At 50.0% G+C, this 23,483-nt stretch carries 23 protein-coding genes and 1 pseudogene; all 24 read left to right on the top strand.

The window, feature by feature from the left end; genetic code table 11:
• Nucleotides 1-33: 33 nt before the first annotated feature.
• A complete protein-coding gene (locus Q7J88_RS05990) occupies nucleotides 34-705 on the top strand; it encodes a hypothetical protein (protein ID WP_303721247.1) in 672 nt (223 codons plus the stop codon).
• A gap of 2 nt (nucleotides 706-707) precedes the next feature.
• A complete protein-coding gene (locus tag Q7J88_RS05985; RefSeq protein WP_303721246.1) occupies nucleotides 708-1,562 on the top strand; it encodes an ABC transporter permease in 855 nt (284 codons plus the stop codon).
• The gene (locus Q7J88_RS05980) at nucleotides 1,559-1,966 is read left to right on the top strand and encodes a hypothetical protein (protein ID WP_303721245.1); all 408 of its coding nucleotides are present in this window, start codon (nucleotides 1,559-1,561) and stop codon (nucleotides 1,964-1,966) included. The genes Q7J88_RS05985 and Q7J88_RS05980 overlap by 4 nt, the downstream gene beginning before the upstream one ends.
• A gap of 19 nt (nucleotides 1,967-1,985) precedes the next feature.
• Nucleotides 1,986-2,816: a bifunctional DNA-formamidopyrimidine glycosylase/DNA-(apurinic or apyrimidinic site) lyase gene (gene mutM / locus Q7J88_RS05975; protein ID WP_303721244.1), complete on the top strand. Its 831-nt coding sequence runs from the start codon at nucleotides 1,986-1,988 to the stop codon at nucleotides 2,814-2,816.
• A 165-nt stretch (nucleotides 2,817-2,981) separates the two neighbouring features.
• The gene (gene lysS, locus Q7J88_RS05970; RefSeq protein ID WP_303721243.1) at nucleotides 2,982-4,466 is read left to right on the top strand and encodes a lysine--tRNA ligase; all 1,485 of its coding nucleotides are present in this window, start codon (nucleotides 2,982-2,984) and stop codon (nucleotides 4,464-4,466) included.
• Nucleotides 4,467-4,488: 22 nt separating this feature from the next.
• Complete coding sequence (locus Q7J88_RS05965; RefSeq protein WP_303721242.1) at nucleotides 4,489-5,739, top strand: lipoprotein-releasing ABC transporter permease subunit; 1,251 nt, start codon at nucleotides 4,489-4,491, stop codon at nucleotides 5,737-5,739.
• Nucleotides 5,732-6,424, top strand: a complete 693-nt coding sequence (locus Q7J88_RS05960; RefSeq protein ID WP_303721241.1) for an ABC transporter ATP-binding protein — start codon at nucleotides 5,732-5,734, stop codon at nucleotides 6,422-6,424. Before Q7J88_RS05965 ends, Q7J88_RS05960 begins: the two co-directional genes overlap by 8 nt.
• A 64-nt stretch (nucleotides 6,425-6,488) precedes the next feature.
• Entirely contained in the window at nucleotides 6,489-8,729 is a 2,241-nt protein-coding gene (gene bamA, locus Q7J88_RS05955; protein WP_303721240.1) for an outer membrane protein assembly factor BamA, read from the top strand.
• 25 nt (nucleotides 8,730-8,754) lie between these two features.
• Complete coding sequence (locus Q7J88_RS05950) at nucleotides 8,755-9,261, top strand: OmpH family outer membrane protein (protein ID WP_303721239.1); 507 nt, start codon at nucleotides 8,755-8,757, stop codon at nucleotides 9,259-9,261.
• A gap of 3 nt (nucleotides 9,262-9,264) precedes the next feature.
• Nucleotides 9,265-10,299 (top strand): UDP-3-O-(3-hydroxymyristoyl)glucosamine N-acyltransferase, encoded by a 1,035-nt coding sequence (gene lpxD / locus Q7J88_RS05945; protein ID WP_303721238.1) that lies wholly within the window; start codon nucleotides 9,265-9,267, stop codon nucleotides 10,297-10,299.
• Between the two features lie 4 nt (nucleotides 10,300-10,303).
• Complete coding sequence (fabZ, locus tag Q7J88_RS05940; RefSeq protein WP_303721237.1) at nucleotides 10,304-10,741, top strand: 3-hydroxyacyl-ACP dehydratase FabZ; 438 nt, start codon at nucleotides 10,304-10,306, stop codon at nucleotides 10,739-10,741.
• Nucleotides 10,742-10,757: 16 nt separating this feature from the next.
• On the top strand, nucleotides 10,758-11,531 hold the full coding sequence (lpxA, locus tag Q7J88_RS05935; protein WP_303721236.1) for an acyl-ACP--UDP-N-acetylglucosamine O-acyltransferase: 774 nt from the start codon (nucleotides 10,758-10,760) through the stop codon (nucleotides 11,529-11,531).
• Nucleotides 11,532-11,608: 77 nt separating this feature from the next.
• Nucleotides 11,609-12,775 carry a lipid-A-disaccharide synthase gene (gene lpxB / locus Q7J88_RS05930; protein WP_303721235.1) on the top strand — a complete coding sequence of 389 codons (1,167 nt, stop codon included), beginning with the start codon at nucleotides 11,609-11,611 and terminating at the stop codon, nucleotides 12,773-12,775.
• 14 nt (nucleotides 12,776-12,789) lie between these two features.
• The gene (locus Q7J88_RS05925; protein WP_303721234.1) at nucleotides 12,790-14,535 is read left to right on the top strand and encodes an ABC transporter ATP-binding protein; all 1,746 of its coding nucleotides are present in this window, start codon (nucleotides 12,790-12,792) and stop codon (nucleotides 14,533-14,535) included.
• Entirely contained in the window at nucleotides 14,535-15,200 is a 666-nt protein-coding gene (locus Q7J88_RS05920) for a lysophospholipid acyltransferase family protein (RefSeq protein WP_303721233.1), read from the top strand. The genes Q7J88_RS05925 and Q7J88_RS05920 overlap by 1 nt, the downstream gene beginning before the upstream one ends.
• Complete coding sequence (locus Q7J88_RS05915; RefSeq protein ID WP_303721232.1) at nucleotides 15,184-16,476, top strand: 3-deoxy-D-manno-octulosonic acid transferase; 1,293 nt, start codon at nucleotides 15,184-15,186, stop codon at nucleotides 16,474-16,476. Before Q7J88_RS05920 ends, Q7J88_RS05915 begins: the two co-directional genes overlap by 17 nt.
• Entirely contained in the window at nucleotides 16,476-17,540 is a 1,065-nt protein-coding gene (gene lpxK / locus Q7J88_RS05910; RefSeq protein WP_303721231.1) for a tetraacyldisaccharide 4'-kinase, read from the top strand. The genes Q7J88_RS05915 and lpxK overlap by 1 nt, the downstream gene beginning before the upstream one ends.
• A complete protein-coding gene (locus Q7J88_RS05905) occupies nucleotides 17,540-17,707 on the top strand; it encodes a Trm112 family protein (RefSeq protein ID WP_303721230.1) in 168 nt (55 codons plus the stop codon). The genes lpxK and Q7J88_RS05905 overlap by 1 nt, the downstream gene beginning before the upstream one ends.
• A gap of 8 nt (nucleotides 17,708-17,715) precedes the next feature.
• Nucleotides 17,716-18,624 (top strand): ELM1/GtrOC1 family putative glycosyltransferase, encoded by a 909-nt coding sequence (locus Q7J88_RS05900; RefSeq protein WP_303721229.1) that lies wholly within the window; start codon nucleotides 17,716-17,718, stop codon nucleotides 18,622-18,624.
• A 5-nt stretch (nucleotides 18,625-18,629) separates the two neighbouring features.
• Complete coding sequence (locus tag Q7J88_RS05895; protein ID WP_303721228.1) at nucleotides 18,630-19,715, top strand: glycosyltransferase family 4 protein; 1,086 nt, start codon at nucleotides 18,630-18,632, stop codon at nucleotides 19,713-19,715.
• A 58-nt stretch (nucleotides 19,716-19,773) separates the two neighbouring features.
• Complete coding sequence (locus tag Q7J88_RS05890) at nucleotides 19,774-20,760, top strand: glycosyltransferase (RefSeq protein WP_303721227.1); 987 nt, start codon at nucleotides 19,774-19,776, stop codon at nucleotides 20,758-20,760.
• Nucleotides 20,705-21,967, top strand: coding sequence for an O-antigen ligase (locus Q7J88_RS05885; protein WP_303721226.1), 1,263 nt, complete (start codon nucleotides 20,705-20,707; stop codon nucleotides 21,965-21,967). Before Q7J88_RS05890 ends, Q7J88_RS05885 begins: the two co-directional genes overlap by 56 nt.
• A gap of 39 nt (nucleotides 21,968-22,006) precedes the next feature.
• Complete coding sequence (locus Q7J88_RS05880; protein ID WP_303721225.1) at nucleotides 22,007-22,786, top strand: hypothetical protein; 780 nt, start codon at nucleotides 22,007-22,009, stop codon at nucleotides 22,784-22,786.
• Between the two features lie 111 nt (nucleotides 22,787-22,897).
• A pseudogene (locus Q7J88_RS05875) lies at nucleotides 22,898-23,483 on the top strand (glycosyltransferase); the annotation flags it as partial.

Here is a 23,483-nt window from a genome sequence, read left to right as displayed (position 1 = left end):
CCAAAGATTGATGTGGATAGAGGGGGGAGAAAATTGAAAGCGAATCGTCTTGGGGAAATGTTATTTGAGGCAGGGTTGATCGATCAGTTTCAACTCGATTCGGCGCTTTCGATGCAGCGCAATCTGGGGGGGCGGCTCGGAAGCGCGCTGGTGAAGCTTGGCTATCTGCCGGAGGAAACCATTATGGAATTCCTCGAATCACAGTCCAAATTTTCGCGGGTTTCGCTGCATGATCTGGAAATCCCCCTGGCGGTGATGAGCATACTGCCGGCGCAAAAGCTGAAACATCTTCTTGTGGTTCCGATCGAAATGCGGCAAAGCGGGCCGGAGAAGACCTTGCGGGTAGCGATGACCGATCCGACCAACCAGCAGCTGATATCTGATTTGCAGTTCGCAACCGGTTGTCGGGTGTTGCCGGTGTTGGCCTCGGAGGATGAAATTCGCCAGGCGCTAGAGAACAACCTGCCCGCCGAAGTGCCACAACTTCCTAAAAGCAATGGGCCGACCGGCTACGGCGATTCGCATATGGTAGATTTCGGTGATGCGGGGCAAGTCGATTTTGAGGGCGCGGGTCCGGTTGCGTTTGATGAGTCGCTGCTAGGTGGTTTGTCGGGGAGAGATCCGCGCCTCGATAAGCTGCTTGATATCCTGCAAAAGAAGGGAATATTAAGTGCTCTCGATGTTGAAAGGGTAAAGTTCGATTGACCATGCTCAGGACACGAAGTGCATTTATCCGAGACGTTGTCTGGCAGCGGTTACGCCACAATCGGATGGCTTTGTCAGGTGGGGTGATTGTCCTCTGTATGTTCCTGATGGCTTCTATTGCCTCCTTTGTCAGCGACGATCCTTCGGTGATTAATGTCGGTGAAAGTTTATTGCCGCCAAGCTGGGCGCATCTTCTCGGGACTGATGACTTGGGCCGTGACGTACTGGTGAGGATGCTTTACGGGGCGCGTATCTCCCTACTGGTCGGATTTGTCGCCGTTGGGATCTCCTGCCTGATCGGCATTTTTTTCGGAGCATTGGCCGGTTATTATGGTGGCTGGGTTGATGCTCTGATTATGCGCTTTGTCGACATTATGCTTTGCTTCCCGACTTTTTTTCTGATTCTGGCGGTGATCGCGTTCCTCGATCCTTCCATCTGGAACATAATGATCGTCATCGGCCTGACCAGCTGGATGGGGGTGGCCCGATTGATCCGGGCAGAATTCCTCACCCTACGGCAGCGCGATTTCGTGCTCGCGGCGCAGGCGCTCGGTTCGTCCGATTTCCGTCTGATTTTCCGTCACATTCTACCGAATGCCATGTCGCCGGTTCTGGTTTCCGCCACTCTCGGCGTAGCCGGAGCAATTCTGACTGAAAGCGCCCTTTCTTTTCTCGGCATCGGGGTTCAGCCTCCGACGCCTTCCTGGGGGAATATGCTGATTGCCGGCAAGCAGACCCTCGGTAGCGCCTGGTGGCTGTCGGTGTTCCCCGGTCTGGCTATTCTGATCACTGTGCTTGGCTACAACCTGCTCGGTGAGGGGATTCGTGATGCCCTCGATCCAAGGTTGAAAGAATGACCGCAGAAAGATTATTGGCAAAGCGTTTTGCTGCTTTAGAGGCTGGAGATTTCGCTACAGTATATGCCACGTATCACAAGGACTCCCCTTTTACTCAGCAGTTTTCCAGTCGTGGGACCTATGTCCGCTATGCCGAACAGAACCTAAGTGCGATCCGGGTGAAAAACTGGTGTCCGTTGCGGCAACGGCAACTAGATGATAAACAGCTGGAGTACCTGTTGGTTATGGAATTGGAGGTTGCCGGCGAGACGAAACACTTTTACGAACTGGCCTTGCTGATTAATACCTCAGACGGCTGGCGCTACCATTCGGCCCAGAAACTGACTGTCGAGGATTACCCCGGTCCCCCCGAGCAGATTCAGTTTTCCCATTTCGATCAGGTCGAACAGAAAATTCGCTACTGAAGCTCTGGAGCCCCTTTCCTTGCCTGAACTTCCCGAAGTCGAAACCACTCGTCGCGGAATTGCTTCGCTCATTACGGGTTGTCAGATCGCAGAACTGGTCTTGCGGACGGACAAGCTGCGCTGGCCGCTTGAGCAGAGCCTCTGTGATACCCTTCCTGGACAGTCGATCCAGTCCGTTGACCGACGTGCCAAGTACCTGCTTTTGAAATGCAGCCAGGGAACGCTGATCATCCATTTGGGAATGTCGGGCAACCTGCGGGTGGTTGACGCCGAAACAACCGAAAACAAGCACGATCATGTTGATCTGCTGTTCACCAATGGCAGTTGCCTGCGCTTTAACGACCCCCGCAGGTTCGGCACATTCATCTGGTGCGCAGGCGATCCGAACCTGCATCCGTTGTTGGTGGATTTGGGGCCAGAGCCGCTGTCGGAACGGTTTTCCGGCGATTACCTGTGGACTTTATCCCGTAAGCGGAAGATTGCTGTCAAACCGTTTATCATGGACCAAAAACTGGTGGTCGGGGTTGGTAATATTTATGCCAGCGAGGCGCTGTTCCGTGCCGGGATCCGTCCCGATGCGAAGGCGGGCAAAGTCAGTCGGGAGCGTTACCGAAAGTTGGCGGCGGCGATCAGGGAGATTCTTGTGCAGTCGATAGCCGCTGGCGGAACCACTATCGCAGACTTTCGCCAAACTGATGGCAAACCGGGATATTTCAAACAGGAGTTGCAGGTTTATGGGCGGGAAGGGGAACCCTGCCCAGTATGCGCCCAGCCGATTGAAATTGTCCGCCTGGGGCAGCGTTCCACTTTTTTTTTGTCGAAACTGCCAGCGGTGTTGATTTTCCCATGACGGTCGGAGCGTATTTCTGGATTTTTGAGTGGGATTTCCGCTAATGTCAGATCTTTTCTCGCTCAGCCTTTACTTCTGATAAAACAGGGCTTTCTCCTTGACGAAACGAGTCCGCAAGGGGTATGGTGCGCAGCAAAAAAATAGACCGTTTAAGGAAAGCTAAATATGGAAGAACTTAACGAATTATTGCAGCAGCGCCGTGCTAAAATAGATAACTTCCGGGATGTCGGAGTAAACCCGTTCGCTAACGACTTCAAGGTGACCCATACCACCGCTCAGGTTGTTGAGGCACACGCTGCGGACGATAAGGATAAACTGGAGGATTGTGAGCTGGAATACCGTATCGGTGGCCGGATTATGGCGCGACGCGATTTCGGTAAAGCAGCTTTTTTGCAGCTGCAGGATGGCGGCGGCCGGCTGCAGGTTTATGTTGCCAAAAATCAGGTTGGTGACGAGGCGTTCGAGCAGTTCAAAAAATACGATATCGGTGATATTGTCGGTGTCTTAGGGGCACCATTTCGCACCAAGACCGATGAGCTTTCCTTACGCGCCGGCGAGATTCGCCTGCTGACCAAGTCGCTGTTGCCGCTGCCGGAAAAATGGCACGGTCTGACCGATGTCGAAACCCGCTATCGTCAGCGTTACCTCGATCTAATCGTCAACCCCGATGTACGCGATACTTTCCGCAAACGCAGCCAGATTGTCAGCATGATTCGAGAGTTTATGATCGACAACGAGTATCTCGAAGTCGAAACTCCGATGATGCATCCAGTTGCCGGCGGTGCCACCGCTAAACCGTTTGTCACCCATCATAACACCCTGAAAATGGACCTCTTCCTGCGCATCGCGCCAGAGTTGTACCTGAAGCGCTTGGTGGTTGGCGGCTTTGACCGGGTTTTCGAGATCAACCGTAACTTTCGCAACGAGGGGATCTCGATTCAGCACAACCCGGAATTCACCATGATGGAATTCTACCGGGCTTACGCCTCCTATCATGACCTGATGGATTTTACTGAAGAGTTGGTCTGTCATGTCGCTGATAAGATCTGTGGCGGACTGGTGATCCCGTATGGCGATAAGGAGGTTAACCTGACCCCGCCATGGGATCGCTTGACCTTGAAGGAATCGATCGTCAAGTATGGTGAGGTCGAGATGGCAGTGCTCGATGATCACCAGCAGGCGCTCAATTACGCGAAGTCGGTCGGGATTGAGATTGAAGGCGAGATCGGTCATGGCAAACTGCTGACCGAAATCTTCGATGAAGTGGTCGAGCCGAAGCTGTGGCAGCCGACCTTTATCACAGAGTACCCGACTGAGGTCTCACCGCTGTCGCGCAAGAACGACGAGCGTCCTGAAGTGGTCGATCGCTTCGAGTTGTTTATCGTCGGTCGCGAACTGGCCAATGCTTTCTCCGAGTTGAACGACCCGATTGATCAGAAGGAACGCTTCGTTAAACAACTAGAAGAGAAGGCGGCCGGCGATGAAGAGGCGCACGATATGGACGAGGATTATATTCGTGCTCTTGAATATGGTTTGCCGCCGACTGCCGGTGAAGGGATCGGCATCGACCGGCTGGTGATGTTATTGACCAATTCTTCGTCGATTCGTGACGTGATTCTTTTCCCGCAACTGCGCCCCGAAGTCGGCTGAAATCAAGCCGGAACGGACGAAAATGTCTTATGAGTGGTTTGTCAGCCTCCGCTACTTAAGGGCGAAGCGGAAGCAGACCTTTATCTCTGTCATTTCATTTATCTCCATCGCCGGGGTTACTCTTGGCGTTGCCGCACTGATTCTGGTGTTGGCGGTGATGACTGGGTTTACCGATGGCGTGCGGCAGCAGATCCTCGGTAATGTCCCACATGTGCTGGTGCAGAAATTTGGCGAAGGGCTCAACGACCCGGATAAGGTTGTCGCCGCAGCGGGAAAAATAGATCATGTGGTTTCCGCGACACCCTTTGTCTCGAAAGAGGCAATGCTGCTTTCGCACGGTAACGTTGCCGCAGTCACGGTGAAAGGCGTCGGGAAAGGGCATAAAATTTTCGGCCAGCCGTTGTTGACAATTGATGGTCAGCCGATTGCTGACAGCTTTTTCGATGAAAATACCGATCGGCCGGGGATCATTATCGGTGTTGATACGGCGACCAGCGTCGGCGTTACGGTCGGCGATTCGCTCAATGTTATCCCGCCGATGTTTAATATCACCCCGTTCGGCATGGTCCCTAAGATGAAACCATTTCGGGTGGTTGGTATTTTCGAGAAACAGAGCAGCATAGTCGATAGCTTCTTCGCCTACATCCCGCTATCGGTAGCACAGAAATTTCTCGACTCCGTAGGGATTGTTAGCGGGGTAGAACTAGAGGTTGAACGTTTCGATCTGGCTCCTCAAGTCGCAGAAAAGCTAAGCGCCGAGCTGCCTTTCCCATACGTGGTGAGACCTTGGCAGACGATCTATGGCTCCTTCCTGTCCGCTCTCAAACTGGAAAAACTTGGTTTATTTATTGTGCTAGGGATTATCGTCCTTGTCGCAGCCTTCAATATTGCCACGACATTGATTATGGTGGTGATGGAGAAAAGTCGGGATATTGCCATTCTGAGGGCTATGGGGGCGAATTCAAGCAGCATCATGAAAATTTTTGTCCTTGAGGGTTTCATCATCGGCTCAGTAGGGACGGGCCTCGGGGCATTGCTGGGGGTGGCGCTTGCTCATTATGCTGATGCCGTTATCAAGTTCCTGGAGCGTACTTTCCATATCCGGATCTTCGATCAGGCGGTTTATGGGATGGAGCATTTTCCCTCCGATATCATTGTCAGCGACGTCATAACAGTGATGGTCATGGCGATGAGTATTTCGTTGCTGGCGACCATCTACCCTGCATGGCGTGCCTCCAAGATGGATCCCGCTGAGGCGCTGCGTTATGAGTGAGCGGGCGATGATCGAAATCCGCGACCTTGACAAGAGCTTTGCGACTCCCGGGGGGGAAGTTAGCGTGCTGCGGCAGGTCAACTTGAAAATCGTCGCCGGTGAGCGGATCGCTGTGGTTGGCACCTCTGGGGCGGGGAAGACAACTCTTATGCACATTCTTGGGGGCCTAGACCATCCAACTTTCGGAGAGGTCCTGTTTGAGGGGGAGAGCATTTTCGCTCTGCGTGGCGCTGCACTCGATCGATTCCGCAATCGTACGGTCGGTTTTGTTTTTCAGTTTCATCAGCTGTTACCTGAATTCACCGCTCTGGAAAATGTCATGATGCCGTTGCTGATTGGTGGCTTATCCAAATCCGAGGCTGCCGAGAAGGCCGAGACTCTGCTGGCGGAAGTTGGTTTGGCGCATCGCCTGACCCACAAGCCTGGAGCATTGTCAGGCGGTGAACAGCAGCGGGTCGCGATCGCCCGGGCGCTGGTGCGGGAACCGCGATTGTTGCTCGCCGATGAGCCTACTGGGAACCTGGATAGCAAGACTTCCGATGAAATCATTCACCTCCTCAATCAGATGCATGAAGCGCGTGGTTTGACCATGATTATTGTTACCCATAATCGTGAGTTGGCGTCCAGTCTCGACCGGGTTTTGCAGATAGAAGACGGACATTTGGCCGACGATATTTTAAATTGAACTCCCTTGGGTGATTTCCTATAATCCCCCTTTTGGTTTTCTAATTCAAAGCTGAGGGAAGCGAATGCTGAAAAAATTGTTGCTGACACTTTGTCTGTTGCTGATCGCGGCGGTAGCAGGAGCCGAAGGGTTCAAGGTGTCCGATGTCCAGATTGAGGGGAACGACCGAATCGAAACCTCTACCATTCTGGCCGTTACACCGATTAAGCCCGGCGATCAGGTGACACTTGAGGATGTCGATGCAGCGTTACATAATATTTTTTCCCTCGGTCGCTTCGAAGATATCTCCGCGGAGTTGACGGAAGTTCAAGGAGCCAAGGTCATCACTTTTGTTGTGGCTGAATTGCCGCTGGTGCGAAATGTCTTGTTCGAGGGGAATGAAGAGCTTTCGGATGAAAAGCTGCGGCCGCTGGTCAGCGTGAAAATTCCGGAGATTTATAACCACGCCAAGGTCAAGCAGAGTGTTTTAGAAATCGAGAATGCCTACGCTGAAGATGGCTACAATGCGGTGGTTGTGGAGCCGGATGTGGATGTGGATGAAAAGAACGAGGCGGTTCTGACCTTCAAAATCAAAGAAGGGGAAAAGGTTCTGATCGACGAAATCCGTTTTGTTGGCAACACCGCGATCGACGCGGATGACCTGAAAGATGTCATGGAGACCCAGGAGCGCTGGTGGCTTTCTTGGTTGACCGACCGTGGTGTTTACCAGGAAGAGGTCATGGAGCTAGATATCGAGCGGATCAAGGCTGCTTACAAAGATAAGGGCTACATGGATGTCAAGGTGAAACAGCCGGAACTGACCTTGATTAAGGAGAATAAATATCTCGATATCCTGATCGAAATTGATGAAGGTTCGCAATATACTGTCGGTACACTCAGGGTGAAAGGGGATTTGCTAAAGGAAAGCGATGAACTTTTGAAGCTGGTCAGCATGAAGACGGGGGACATCTTTAATCGTTCGGAATTGCACAAAAGTATCGAGCGGTTAACCGATCTTTATGCTGATGAAGGATATGCGAACGTTAATGTTGCGCCGTTGAGCAGTAAAAATGAAGAAGATTTGGCGATCGATTTGATGTTCGATATCGATCAGGGCACCAAGGTTTATATCGAGCGGATTCAGGTTCGTGGCAACACCCAGACCCGTGATAAGGTTGTGCGTCGGGAGGTGACGTTGGCCGAGGGTGATCAGTACAGTGCCAGCAAGATCAAGGAGAGTAATCGTCGGGTTCGTAACCTTGGCTTTTTTGAAGAGGTGAATGTAACCACTGAGCCCGGTTCAGATAAGGGTAAGTTGGTTCTCAATGTAGATGTCAAAGAACAACCGACTGGCACCTTTTCCGTTGGCGTCGGTTATTCTTCGGTCGATCAGTTTATCACCCAGGGATCCGTATCTCAGGACAACTTCCTGGGGCTCGGTCTGAAACTCAAACTTTCCGCCGCATTAAGCGGCTCCAGCCAGACCTTTTCCCTTGGCCTGACCGACCCTTACTTCCTCGATACCGATTGGACCATGGGTTTCGAGGTTTATAAAACTGAGCGGGAATACGACGATTACGACGAAGCTCGAACTGGTGGCGCGATCAAGGCGGGCCACCAGATAGGGGAGTTCACCAAGGGCTTTGCTACCTATCGTTATGAACAGAGCGAGATCCTGAATGTCGATCCGACGGTTACCAGTCAAATTATCAGGGATGCAGAAGGCAAGTCGACTCATTCGTCGATCATGGGGGAAATCGTTCGCAACAGTACCGATTTTCATCAGGACCCTTCACGGGGCGGGATTTCAAAATTCACCTTGCAGTATGCGGGATTGGGCGGTACAGAAAAATTCCTAAAAACAATCCTTGAGCATCGCCAATTCTGGTCTTTGTTTTGGGGGACGGTTTTCTCCATTCACGGTGAAACCGGGTATGTGTTGGAAACAGGCGATGATGGACTGCCGATCGGTGAAAAATTCTACCTGGGTGGCATCCGGACCATGCGTGGTTTTAAAACCCGTGAGGTCGGTCCTCAGGATGATGATGGTTCCTTCATCGGTGGTGAGGTGATGGGTTATTTCAATTTTGAGTTTCTGTTCCCGATTTCCAAGAGCATTGGTTTAAAAGGGTTGTTGTTCTACGATGTCGGTAATGCCTGGCTTGATAGTGGCGACTATTTTTCCGATCTGCGGCATAGTGTCGGTGCCGGAATCCGTTGGCGTAGTCCGCTTGGTCCTTTACGTTTCGAGTGGGGTTACAACCTTGATCCTAAGGAAGATGAAAAGCAATCGGTTTTCGAATTCTCAATTGGTACGGCTTTCTAAGACTGCTTAACAGGAGGAAGTAAGAATGAAAAAAATTGTTGTTGTATTGATCGCGCTGCTGATGCTGGCAGCTCCGGCGTTGGCTGAAGTTAAAGTTGGCTATGTCGATCTGCAGAAGGCACTGAACCTGTCGAAAGCGGGTGTCAAGGCGAAGGGCGAAATCTCAGCCCAGGTTAAGAAGTATGAAGAGGAATTCAAAACCAAGCAGGAAGATCTGCAAAAGCTGAAAACCGATCTGGAAAAGCAGGCTGTTTTGCTTTCCGACAGCGCCAAAGAGCAGAAAGAGCGTGACTTTCAGCAGAGTGTGAAAGAACTGCAGCGTTTCCAGAAGGATGTTAAGGAAGAACTGCAGCAGCGTGATGCAGATGCGACCAAGCGGATCTTGAATGAACTGTTTGATATCCTGCAGAAGTTGGGTAAAGATGGCGGTTACCAGATGATTATTGAGAAGAACGAAGGTGCTGTAATTTATGCTGATGAGAGCGTTGATCTGACCGACGATCTAATCAAGGCATTCGACGCTGCCCAGTAAATTATGTCAGCGAGTCTCCAACAACTGGCCGAAGTGGTCGGCGCGCAACTGAAAGGGAACCCCGAACAGACGATTAATAGGGTGTTTCCAATCGATCTGGCTGAGGAAGGCGACATCACCTTTGTCGCCAACCCGAAATATCTTTCCAAGCTGGAAGAGTGCCGGGCTTCAGCGGTGATCGTCGCTCCGGGGATCGACCTGCCGGGTGCCAACCTGCTGATCACGGCAAACCCCTATCTGGCGTTTGCGAAGATTCTGACTTTCCTGCAAGGGGAACCCGACGCCGCTAAAGGAGTGTTGCCAGGAGCGCATGTTGCCGATTCGGCTGAACTGGATGAGTTGGTGACCGTTCACCCAGGCGCTGTTGTCGGCGAGAATGTCAAAATTGGGGCTGGCAGTGTCATTCATCCGGGTGTGGTACTCTACGCAGATGTCGAGGTTGGTTGTGACTGCATCCTGCACGCGGGAGTAATTGTCCGTGAAAGGTGCCGGCTAGGCGACCGAGTCATTTTACAACCTTCGGCGATTATCGGTGCCGACGGTTTCGGTTTTGCTCCGGATGGCAGTCGGTATTACAAGATACCTCAGGTCGGTATTGTCGTTCTTGAGGATGATGTCGAAATCGGTGCCTGCAGTTGCATCGACCGGGCCGCCCTCGGTGAAACCCGGATCCGGCGTGGCACCAAGCTCGATAACTTGGTGCAGATCGGTCATAATGCAGAAGTGGGTGAAGATACCATTATCGTTTCGCAGGTGGCGGTGGCCGGTAGCAGCAAGATCGGCAATCATTGTACTTTTGGTGGACAGGCTGCAGTGGCCGGCCATGTCACCGTTGGGGATAATGTTACCATCGGTGCTCGTGGCGGAGCCTCGGGAAATGTTGAATCGAATCAGGTCCTTTCCGGAGTCCCGCTGATCCCCCATAAGGAATGGCTGAAGATGACCATGTCTTTGCCGAAGGTTCCTGAAATGCGCAAAGAATTGCAGCAATTGAAAAAACGGCTCGCTGAGTTGGAGTCGTTGTTGAAGGAGAAATGAACCTATGCTGAAGTTGAATACAACGGAGATTATGGGGGTTTTGCCACATCGTTATCCGTTTTTACTGGTCGACAGTCTAGAAGAAGTAGAGGAAGGGCAGAAGGTTATCGGTTATAAAAATGTGACCATCAACGAGCCCTTTTTCCAAGGACATTTTCCGGGCCACCCGATTATGCCGGGGGTATTGATCATCGAAGCGATGGCCCAGGTCGGTGGTGCCTACACCTCTGTCGTCGATGGAGTCGGCGAAGGTAAGGTGACCTACTTTGTAGGCATTGATAAAGCGCGTTTCCGCAAGCCGGTTTTGCCAGGTGATGTTCTGCGGATGGAGTTGGAAATCATGTCGAAGCGCCGTGGCATCTATCAGTTCGAGGGCAAGGCTTATGTCGGGGAAACCTTGGTCGCGCAAGCTGAACTGAAAGCTACTTTTGCCGACAAGTAACAGATCGGAGATGCAGATGATTCATCCGACAGCGATTATCGCTCCGGGCGCCAAACTGGACCCGACGGTCAAGGTCGGTCCCTATGCTGTGATTGGTGAGGATGTCAGTATCGGTGCCGGTACTACAGTTGGTTCCCACGCGGTCATCGAAGGACGTACCGAAATAGGTGCGGATAATCAGATCTTCCAGTTTGCTTCGATCGGAGCAATCCCTCAGGATCTTAAATTCCACGGTGAAGAATCGACGCTGAAAATCGGCGATCGGAATAAGATTCGTGAATTTGTGACCATACATCTTGGTACCGAGGATGGTGGCGGTATAACCACTGTTGGCAACGATAATCTGTTTATGGCCTATTCGCATGTGGCCCATGATTGTATCGTTAAAGACCACATCATTCTCGCCAACGGGGCTACTCTAGCGGGGCATGTCGAAGTTGATGATTTCTCCATTTTGGGCGGTTTATCAGCGGTTCACCAGTTTACCCGGATCGGTTGTCACGTGATGGCCAGCGGGGGCTCGATGATTGCCCAGGATGTTGCTCCCTATTCGATCGTGCAGGGGGATCGGGCTACGACGGTAGGCATCAATCTGACAGGTTTGAAACGACGAGGTTATTCGCAAGAAGCTCTGGGTAATATCAAGCAGATGTATAAAACGGTTTTCCGTTCCAACCTGAAACTGGAAGAAGCTATTGTGAAAATCGAGAGGAACCTGGATGTGGCTGCTGAAGAAGTTGCCACCTATCTAGATTTTTTGAGGAAGAGTACTCGCGGATTGGCCCGGTAAAGGATGCCTGTTCAGATTCGATGGAGAAGCGAGAGACCGATCGGCTCTCGCCTTTTCATTTTTAGGTCGGTCGTTCAATGTCGCAGGTTAGTACTGAATTGAACAAAAAAATCATGATCGTGGTGGGAGAATCCTCCGGCGACCTGCACGGCAGCAATCTGCTCCGGGCAGCAGGAGAAGCATACCCGCACCTGAAATTTTTCGGAGTCGGCGGTGAGCGGATGCGCTCGGCCGGTTGCCGGATTGTTTTCCCCTCCGATGAATTGTCGGTAATGGGTCTAGTCGAGGTTTTTGCTCAGCTACCTAGCTTGATTGCTCGCTTCAGGCAATTGAAGAAAATTTTACATGGGCCGGAACGGCCAGATTTACTGGTGCTGATCGATTTCCCCGACTTCAACCTGCGGCTAGCTAAAGTGGCCAAGCAGGTTGGGGTGCCAGTTCTCTACTATATCAGTCCCAAGGTCTGGGCTTGGCGCAGCGGTCGGGCGAAAGTCATTGCCGAGCGGGTTGATCGAATGGCGTTGATTTTCCCTTTTGAACCACAAATCTACCACTCCTTTGGTGTCTCGGCAGAATATGTCGGTAATCCACTATTGGATGAATTCGCAGCGAATCAGCCGAGCAAAACTTTGCGGTCGCGACTCTGCATCGGTGAAAAAGAGCAGGTCGTAGGGATATTTCCCGGCAGCCGGAATAGCGAACTGAAATATATTTTTGCTACCTTGCTGGAAACTGCTCGGCAGCTGCAACTGCGCAAACCCGATATCAAATTTTTGTTGCCAGTCGCTCCTTCGTTGTCGAAACAGTATTTTGTCGAGCAGTTGCGAGACAGAAATTTGCCGATCGAGATTGTTGAAGAGAATATTTATGAGACCGCCGCGGCTTGTGATGCTGTTCTGTCGGTTTCCGGAACGGTGACCTTGCAGATCACGCTTGTCAAGACTCCGTTGGCAATCGTGTATAAAATGGCGCCGTTGAGCTTTGCCATCGGACGGCGCTTGATCAAGGTCGCCTATGCTGGCCTGACCAATATTATCGCTGGTAAAGAAGTGGCGCGGGAATTTATCCAGGATGACGCCAGCCCAGAAGCCCTGTCTGATGAAATAATTCGTTTGCTGGATGATCAAGATTATCGCCAAAAAATGCAGCAAGAGCTTACGGCGGTGGGGGAACAGATGGGTGCGCCTGGTTGTTCGGTCAAAGTTGCACGGATCATTGCCGAAATGACAGCCGCTACCTCATAGATCGGACATATTACGTGTTGTTGGATGAAAACCAAAAAAACATCTATTTGCGCTTGGTCCGCTATGCGCTCCCCTATAAAGGACGGATTGCACTGTCGATGCTGGCATCTCTAGGGGTCGGCGGATCTGATGCCATTATTGCCTATCTGGTCAAACCGTTTGTCGATGAGTTGATCATTGCCGGAAATGTCACCATGGCGAAGATGATTCCTTTTCTGGTGATCGGTCTGGCCGCTTTCAAAGGAGCGTCCCGCTATATCCAGCAATACAATATCCGCACCGCCGGGCAGGCGGCGATTCAGGATATTCGTGATCAGCTTTACAGCCATTCGATAAAGTTATCGATGCGCTTTTTTGTCAGCAATTCTTCCGGCACCTTGATGTCGCGCATCCTGAACGATGTCAACGTGATGCAGGCCGCGCTCTCCGATGTGCTGGTAACGATCCTGCGCGAAGCGACCACTATGATCGCCCTGACCGGATATGCCTTTTATGCTGACTGGAGGATGGCCCTGATGGCGTTCGTGGTCATCCCCGCTTCGGTGTGGCCTGCGGCTGCCATCGGCAAAAAAATCAAAAAGTTTTCCCGCCGCGGGCAGGGGGCGATGGGGATTGTCACCGCAGCGCTGGAGCAGACCTTCTCCGGCATCAAGGTGATTAAAGCGTTCGGTACCGAAGAACTGGAAAATCGGAAATTCAAGGCTGAGAATGCCTGTTTTTTCCGATTTATCTGCAAAACTTTCAAATATGATGCCGTCTCCTCTCCGGTGATTGAGCTGTTGACTTCATTTGGCGTCGCGGCCGTCCTCTGGTATGGCCTTGACCGGGTGATGGCGGAAGAGATCACCAAGGGGGACCTCTTCTCGATTTTGGCGGCAATCTTGTTGATGTATACCCCGTTAAAGAGACTGACTCGGGTGAACAACATCGTTCAACAGGCACTTGGGGCTGGGGAACGGGTTTTTGAAGTGCTCGACCAGCGATCGGAGATTGTCGATGAGGTTGATGCGGTGGAACTGCCGCGTAGTCACGGGCGGGTCTGTTTTGAGCAGGTTGATTTTGCCTACGATGACGAACCGGTGTTGCGGAACTTTTCGGTTCAGACCGAAACTGGAGAAGTGGTTGCGCTGGTCGGTCCGAGCGGTGCCGGTAAGAGTACGATTATCAGTCTGTTGAACCGGTTTTACGACCCGCAGACCGGGCGTATTCTGATCGATGGATACGATATTTGCAATGTGACCCAGAAGAGCCTGCACAAAAACCTTGCTTTGGTCGATCAGGAAACCTTTCTGTTTAACGATACGATATTGAACAACATCAGGTACGGTCGTCAGGATGCCGATCCGCAAATGGTTGAAGCTGCAGCGCGAAAGGCCTATGCAGATGAGTTTATCCGTTTGTTGCCGGAAGGGTATCAGACAATGATCGGTGACCGCGGGGTGCGATTATCCGGTGGCCAGCGCCAGCGGATCTGCATCGCGCGGGCGATTCTGCGCGATGCGCCGATTTTAATGCTCGATGAGGCGACCAGTGCCCTTGACACCGAAAGTGAAGCGATGGTGCAGCAGGCGCTAGGCAACCTGATGCGTAATCGCACGACTTTTGTTATCGCTCACCGCTTATCGACGGTGATGCATGCCGACAGAATTCTGGTGTTGGAGGATGGCGAAATCAAGGAACAGGGCAGTCATCAGCAGCTGCTCGAAAAAGGCGGGCTCTATAAACGCCTTTACGATATCCAGTTTCAGGAGCAGGATTGATGCGTTTGGGGGATCGGCTCCTGGTAACGATTGGCCCGTTTCTGGCTTCCATAATCATTCGGCTGCTGTACCGACTGAACCGGATTGATTTCATCGGCGAGCAGCATCCAAAAGCGATCTGGCAGCGCGGAGAACATCTGATCCTCGCTTTCTGGCACGATCAGCTTTTGCTGATGGTGAAAGGTTATCGTGGCCCGGGGAGCAAGATCCTTATCAGCGCCTCCAAAGATGGCGAACTGATCGCCCGGGTGATGCAGTACTTCGGTCAGCAGGCGGTACGCGGTTCCTCCTCGCGAGGTGGTCGGGCTGCCTTTAAAGAGATGGTTGCGCTGGCGAATGAAGAGGTCGATCTGGTCATTACCCCGGATGGTCCCAAGGGGCCGCGCCACGAGCTGAAAGATGGTGTTGTGCAATTGGCTCGCATGGGGAACCGACCGGTGGTGCCGATGGCGTTTGCCTGCAGCAAAGGGCATCGTTTTGCCTCCTGGGATAAATTTCTTTTGCCCTATCCATTCGGTCGGGGGGTTTTTTCCTTCGGAGTACCGGTCTGTTTCAACAAGGACGAAGGCGTGGAACTGTTTCGCGAAAAACTGATTGCGGCAATTGCTGAAAATCAGCAGCAAGCCCTGGCTCATTTGGAGGGATACGGTGTATCTGCTGTATGATTTGCTGCTGCTGATCGCTGCTGTCCTGCTTATTCCCTATTATGTGCTGCGGGGCTACCGTTATGGGAAGAGCCGACGCGGCATCCGGGAGCGGCTCGGATATTTTTCCGAGGAGCAGTTGCAGCGCTTTCAGGGACGAAGGATTCTCTGGGTGCATGCGGTGTCGGTTGGTGAAACGCGGGCGGCGGGCCCATTGTTGCGGGAGCTGAAAAAACAGAATCCCGAACATCTGATTCTGTTGACCAATGTTACCGAAACCGGACATGCGATGGCTTTGGAAAATTCCGATATCGACTTCTGCCTGTTTTTCCCTTTCGATTTTTCGTGGGCGGTGAGGCGGGTGCTGCAAATAATCAATCCCGATCTGGTGGTCATTGTCGAAACCGAAATCTGGCCGAATTTCGTTCGCCAGGCGAAGCGACTGTCTATCCCGTTAGTACTGGTCAACGGGCGGATTTCTGATCGTTCATACCCACGTTACCGTTTTTTTCGCCCTTTACTGCGTCCGGTGCTGGAGTGTTTTTCTGCGTTCTGTATGCAATCTCAGTTGGATGCCGAGCGGATCAACCAATTGGGTGCGGAAAGTTCGCGCGTTGAAAATACTGGTAACCTGAAATTCGATCACCAGTTGAAAGACTTGTCTGAAGAGGATGTGGTAAAGGCAAAACATCGATTCGCACTGCCAGAGAATATGCCTGTTCTGGTGGCTGGCAGCACCCATGCCGGGGAAGAGGAACAGGTAGTTTCCGTATTTAAGCAACTGTTGGAGAGTGGTCGGGAACTGCTGCTGGTATTGATACCGAGACATCCGGAACGTTGCCGAGAAGTTCAGGGACAACTACAGGAAGCCGGTTTGGAAAGTCGCTTGCGGAGTCAAATAAAGGTTGGCGCTTCCGATTTAAAGTCGGGGCAGGTGCTGCTGGTTGATACATTGGGGGAAGTTCTTGATTTTTACGCTGTCGCTGATCTGGTATTTGTCGGCGGCAGTTTGGTACCAGTTGGTGGCCATAACTTGTTGGAGGCCGCTTTACTAGAAAAGCCGGTGCTGTTCGGTGCACACGTACACAATTTCCGGGAAATTTCCGCCAAGCTGATCCGTGCTGGTGCAGGGATAAAAGTTCATAACCAACGAGAACTTCTGCAGCAATGCTGTAAATTGCTGGATGATCCGATCCGTCGTCGGGCGATGGGGCAGGCGGGTCGCTCATTGATCGCAGAAAATGCCGGGGCGACTGAGCGGACCATGCGACGAATTGCGCGCTACGTGAAGGACTGATGAATCGCTTGTTGCAATATCACCGGCGTTTAGCTGTTGCCGGACCGAATGATCTGCTCGACAGCAGCCTTTTCTTGTTGCTGCTGCCTTTTTCTCTCCTTTATGGAGTGGCCGGCTTGGTTCGGGGTTGGTGTTACGATATCGGGGTCTTTTCGAGCTATCGTGCGCCGGTACCGGTCGTTTCGGTCGGCAACCTGGCTGCTGGAGGGACTGGCAAGACCCCGGTTGTCGACTGGTTGATCAAGGAATTTATCCAACAGGGGAAAAAGCCAGCTGTCGTCAGTCGTGGTTACGGCGGAAGCTTTGTCGGTTCGGTCGGTGTTGTTTCAGAAGGGTATGGTTTACTGCTTGATGCCACGGAGGCTGGCGATGAACCCTGCCTGTTAGCCCAAAGGAATCCTGGTGCTGTTGTTCTGATTGCGCGGAAACGGGCTGATGGAGTGCGTTTCGCAATCGAAAAATATGCAGCAGATGTTGTTATCCTTGATGATGGGTTTCAGCACAGGGCAGTTAGGCGTGATCTCGATCTGGTACTACTTGATGCGAAACGACCTGTTGCGAATGGCTGTCCACTCCCTGCGGGGTTGTTACGCGAGTTCCCTGCCGCACTGAAACGGGCGGACCTGTTGCTGTTGACGCGCGCCGAGCGGCAGAGTGATTTTGATTTTGGGCGCCCAGTTTATTGTAGCCGGCATCAATTGGCAGATACAGCTGTTGCATTGACCGGTGAGACAATTAAGTTCACACAGTTAAAAAACATGCGACTGTGCGCTTTTGCTGGCATCGCCAATCCCGAAGGGTTCTTTGCCGGGTTGCGGGCAAGTGGGTTAACAGTGGAGAGGCAACTTTCGCTTGGTGATCACTGCCAATTTGATTCCCAGATGTTGCAGCAAATTAGAGCTGCCAGCAGTGGTTGCGATGCCTTAATCACCACGGAAAAAGATGCCGTCAAACTGAGGGGTGACTTTTTTGACCTGCCATGCTATCAAGCGCCGATGGATATTCTGATAGAGAACGAGTCCGCATTTAGAACCGAAGTTCAGCGGAGATTATGGAGTAAATAATGGCTGTACGTGCAGAATTAATGGACATACTTGCCTGCCCGAAATGCAAGCAGAATGTCGAGCTGGCCGAAGACGGAAAGTCGATTACATGCTCTGCCTGCCGATTGCGCTTTCCGGTGCGGGACGATATTCCGGTGATGCTGATTGAAGAAGCGGAAGAATTTTAGGGGATAACGTGCAAGGTCGCTTATTGATCATCAGCGACGGCAAGCCTGGGCACTTGAATCAATCGATCGCTTTTGCCAAACATTTGGGTTTCGATTACGACATCACAGAGATTCGGTTTCGTAGCCGATTGGCGAAAGCCCTCTCGTATTTGGCAGATCGATTGTACCTGAGCATTCCCAGCCTGTTTCAAGCAGAAACAGTTTCCGGGGACTATCAGGCCGTCGTCTCGACCGGCTCGGAAACTTACTATGCAAACCGGGTGTTGGCCTCGCAGAGGAGGATAAAATCTATAGCGATCATGTTGCCGAAGGGCTATCGCTATGATTTTGACCTGATTGTTGCGCAGCAGCATGATGACCCGCCAACGCAGGAAAATATTATCAGCCTGCCCGTTAATTTAGCCTATGTCGAGCCGCAAGGATTAGTGAGTCCGGAAGAAGGTCACAAGTATATTTCGGTAATTATCGGCGGCGACAGTAAGCAGGGACGGATGGACCCGACTTTTTTGGCGGCCCAACTCGAGAAAATCTTCTCGTTGCTTCCCGGCTACGATTTCTGGCTGACTACCTCCCGCCGAACACCGGCGTCGGTCGAAACGGTTCTGCGGAAATTTACATGGAACCGGGCAATCTTTTATTCTCAGGAGCAGATTAATCCGATTCCCGATTTCTTGGCCCATAGCGAATATGTCTTTTTGACCGCCGACTCAACTTCCATGATCAGTGAGGCGGTCAGTTTTGGAACGGCGGGGGTGGAAGTGTTGCTGCCTCAAAATATGACGGTAACTAAGGGCAAGTTTGGCAGAATGTTGACAGAATTGCAGAAAATAAATGCTGTCCACTTATTTGATGGGCAAGTGGGGGGTGAAAAGCAAAAGATCGATCAATCGGCTGAACTAGGAGGGGGGAGGCTTTGAGGGTCGTGCAATTGCTGCCAGAATTGAATGAGGGAGGGGTTGAGCGGGGGGTGGTTGAGCTCAATCGCGAATTTGTTAGGCGAGGAATTGAGAGTGTTGTCATCAGTGCTGGTGGCAAGCAATCGGCCCAGATAATTGTCGATGGTGGCAGGCATATTCAGCTTGATGTTTGCAGTAAAAACCCTTTCACCGCTCCTGCCAGGGTGTTGCGTTTGCGGTCGATTCTGAGACGTCTCAAGCCCGACATAATTCACGCTCGCAGTCGGGTTCCTGCCTGGCTTGCCTATTTGGCGAACAAAAAGCTGCATCTACCTTTTGTCACGACGGTGCACGGATTCAACAGTGTTAATGCCTATAGTCGGGTTATGACCTATGGCGATAGAGTGATCTGTGTCAGCCACGCAATCAAGAATTATGTTCAGCATCATTATCAGGTTCCAGATGAAAAAATTGTGGTGATCCCTCGTGGTGTCGACTTGGACTTGTTTGACCCGGCGAATGTCGATCAACAATTTGTCGAAACATTTCGGGAACAGTATGGTCTGAACGGTCGCATTGTGGTGAGTGCCGTTGGGCGAATTACCCAATTGAAAGATTATGAAACTTTCATTCGGTCAATTGCTTTGGCAAAAGACAGCCTGCCAACGATCTGTGGCTTGATTGTTGGAGGCGTGCGATCAGACAAGCAGGATTACTACAAGACTTTACTGTCGATGGTCGAAGAACTGGGGCTGGAAGAGTGTATCCGTTTTGTCGGAAGCCAAAGTAAGATTGCTGAAATATATGCGTTGAGCAGCTTGCTGGTGTCCTGCTCCAAAAAGCCGGAAAGTTTCGGGCGTACAGCTGCTGAAGCGCTCGCAATGAACATACCGGTCATAGCGACCAATCATGGTGGCGTTGTCGATATTGTCAAGGTTCCACTGTGTGGGCAACTGGTTGAACCGGGGGATGAAAGTGGTCTTGCAGGCAGGATGCTGGAATTGCTCAATCGGGATTCGCAGGTTCTGCGCGGTTGGGTTGAGCAGGAATTTAGCTTGGAGTCTATGGTTGCCAGGAATTTGCAACTGTATCGTTCTTTCGGGGAAAACTGACTGGCATGTTTCGGGCTGTAGATGTGAATGCACCAACTGACATTTTTGAGGTTTCTTCATGAAGGTTTGTCATTACATAGCCTCCAAGGGGCTCGGCCGGGGAGAGGCATACATAGAACTGGTCAATGCTTTGTGCTCGCAGATTGATATTGTGTTGCTGGTGCCGAAGGAGGCCCTGTTTCTTCCTCGCGTTGATAGCAGGATAGAGGTCATTGAGTATGTGTCCCGTGATAGCAGAAGAAATCCTTTTCTGCTGGCAGAACTCTATTGGCTGCTGAAGAAGATGCAGCCGGATATCGTGCATACCCATTTTGCCAAAGCGACGGAAATATTTCACGGTATAAATAAAATGCTTAAGCTGAGGCATGTCGCAACAAAGCATAATCCGAGGAAAGGCAAGATCTTCAACCGTCTGGAGAATGTGATTGCAGTCTCGGAAGGGGTCAGGAAGAGTGTTCTCAGCGGCAAGGCAACGGTCATTTATAATGGGATTGCTGTCGAAGAAATAGAGGCCAAAGAAAAAAACTCAACCTTTAAAATGATTGCCGTCGGCAGGCTGGATAAGATTAAGGGCTTTGACATCCTTATTAACGAGGTCGCAAAACTTGATTTCGACTTTGAACTGAATATCGTTGGCGACGGCGAGGAGCGTGGACGCCTTGAAAGCTTAGTTGTTTCTCTGCAGCTTGGTGACAAGGTAAAGCTTCTTGGTTTTCGCAAGGATATCCCGGAACTGTTGTCGGAGGCGGACTTGCAGGTCATGAGTTCTCATTCCGAGGGGTTCAGCCTGGCGATGATAGAGGCTGCTTTTTACTCAAAAGTTTTTGTCAGTACCAATGTGGCGGGAAGTAATGAAATCTTGCCTGAAGAACTATTGATAGATGATTTCGATATCTCAGAAAAACTCAGTTCCGTTTATAATAATTATGTAAATTATTGTAACATATTTGATTTAGTCAAAAAGAAATATGCAGGAGTTCTTTCAATAGATGCTTGCTCGAGAAACTATATTGAATATTACGGAAAGATATATGGAATTAGTTAGTAGTGAAAGGTTTGGAAAATTTACTAAGGATGGATTTGCTTCTGGATTTGTTGCAATGATGCCACTTTTTATTTATTTAGGAAGGGCTCTTTTTTACATTCATTTTTTTTGTTTGATAATTTTAATGGTTGCATTTTTTAGAGCTGAAATCTTTAAAATAAAATATTCAAGGTTTGTGTTTTTTGTTGTTTTTTATTTTATATTGATGCTTGTTGTTAATACTTTACCATCAGATTTTTCTTCATTGAATAACAGTGTTAAAGCTTTTTCAGTTGCTCTGATGACTTTGTTTATATGTCTGGTTTCTGAATATTTGTTTTTACACTCTTTAAGGAGAAAAGAAAATCAAGAAATTGCAATTAGGATTATATTTATCTCGTCAATTTTAATTTCACTTGTTGTCGTGATTGGTTATTTTTTCGATTTTAATATTGTGCAGTCAGTTAAGCACTTGAAAAATGTTAAATATGAATATTGGATGTACCATTCTTTGCATAATTTTGTGGCTATTGGTTCTGGATTTGTTTTTTATTTTGCCTTGAAGAATAAAAATAATTTGAATTTTTTTCTTTTATTTCTCTTTTTTATAGCGGCTTTTTTTTCTCATGGCCGAACCGCAATTATTGTTACTGCATTTTCAGCTGCCGTTTACATTGGTCTCGTTTTTGGCGTTAAAAAAAAGAAATTTGTACTTTTGGTTGTTGCCTTGTTGTTTTTGGCTGCTCTTTTTTCAGTGAGCTATATCAGTTCAGGAAATATTTTAGCTTTCTCAAAAATCAACACATCAAGAAGAATAGATGGCGGATTTAAATATGTAAATTATGTGCTTGAACACAGTCCAGTTATAGGGCTCGGAATTGATGGCCCTGATTTTTTACGCGAACAGAAGGTTCTCCGTTATGGCAGTCCGCACAATATTTTTCTTGATGCATTTGTTGTCACGGGTTTTGTTGGGTTGGCGATTTTTGTAGCTTTTATCGGGGGGATATCCTTTATTGTATACTGCGTTGCTGCAACCAAGGGGGTTGATCGATATGCTCGTGCATTGGTTGTAACCGTTCCTATAGCTTGTTGGGTTGATGGGCAGGCTTTTATGTCGATCTGGTCAAAGCACAATATGATGTTGATTTTCTTTTACATCACTCTAGCGATAGCTATTGCAAAAACCTCGATTAAGGAAGCTGCCCCTGTTAAGGCATCTGAATGACTTTGGGCCAGTAAATTTTCGGTGAATAGGAATCAGATTTTGACGCAACAACAGACTTATAATGTCATTTGTATAAAATGGGGCACTGCTTATAATGCAGAATACGTGAATCGTTTATACCGAATGATCAAACGTAACACGACCAAACAATTTAATTTTTATTGTTTTACAGATGACGTAGAAGGTTTGAGTTCTGAGATTATTACTCAGCCGATGACCTCTCTGAATGTGAAACCTGAGGAGAACAAGTACGCTTACAGAAAAGAGGCGGGGCTCTGCGATAATAATTTGGGTGGGCTGAATGGTCAGCGGGTTCTCTATTTCGATTTGGATGTTGTCATTGTTGACAATATAGACTGTTTTTTTGAATTTCCTTCCGGAAATGAATTCGTGATTATAAACGATTGGAATACCAGGGGGGATCATGTCGGGCAGGCCTCTTGCTACTCTTGGGTCGTTGGCGAACTTGGGTTTGTAAAAAAGTACTTTGAGGAACATCCACGCGAGGTAGTGGAAAAGTATTTCACTGCCAGCCAGGAATTTCTGTCGGACCAGGTTGTTGAGCACTACGGGAAGTTGAACTTTTGGCCCGAGAGTTGGTGCCGAAGCTTTCGTTTCCACTGCCTTCCGAAAGGGGTTTTGCGACATTTTTTTACAGCCAAAATTCCTGTTGGTGCGAAAGTATTGGTTTTCCACGGTTCACCGAACCCGCATGAAGCAATTCAGGGGGTGTGGTCAACTGTTGTTAAAATCCCAGCATGGAAACGTCTTTACAAGGTTGTCAAACCGACTCGTTGGATTGAGGATTTTTGGAAATAAAGCGTTTACTGACTCAGTATAGAAGTTGGTTTGTTAGTTTGTAGTGCGCCGTTGGTTTATGGCTTGGCGTCGGGGATTAATCGTGATGTGCTTTGTTGACGGGATAAAAGTATGGCTGTGGGTACCAAAAAAATCAAAGTAAAACTGAGTACCTTCTTTCCGGAACTTTGGTTACGTCAGTTCCCCCATGGTGAGCCAGAATGGGGAGGTTGTCGGTTCATTTTCAATCCAGATGAGAGGGATTATGATTGGCTCGTCATCTATAATGATTTTCCCCAGACCTATATGGAGGAAAAGCTCCCCTGTCCGCAAAATCAGACGATTCTCGTGACAACAGAGCCCCCTTCGATCAAATCTTATGGGAACGACTTCACGAAACAGTTCGGCGCGGTTCTGACCAGCCAACCGGCCTGGGCACTGCCACACAATGATAGAATTTATTCTCAGGCCGCTCTACATTGGTTCTATGGCTGGGGGAAGGAGAGGGTGCTTTCTTACGAACGGATTAAGTTTTTGCACCCTTCAGATAAAAGTAAAGTGATTTCCACGGTCTGTTCGAGCAAGCGGCAACGTCATACATTGCACAATCATCGCTACCGCTTTACTCAAGGGTTGAAACAGCATCTCCCTGAATTGGATATCTATGGGCACGGGGTCAAGCTGATGGACGACAAGGCCGAGTCCTTGGATGATTATC

Origin of the sequence: Malonomonas rubra, from assembly GCF_003247215.1 — a bacterium.
Classification (GTDB): domain Bacteria; phylum Desulfobacterota; class Desulfuromonadia; order Desulfuromonadales; family Geopsychrobacteraceae; genus Malonomonas; species Malonomonas rubra_A.
This window is presented reverse-complemented; position numbering and strand designations above follow the sequence as displayed.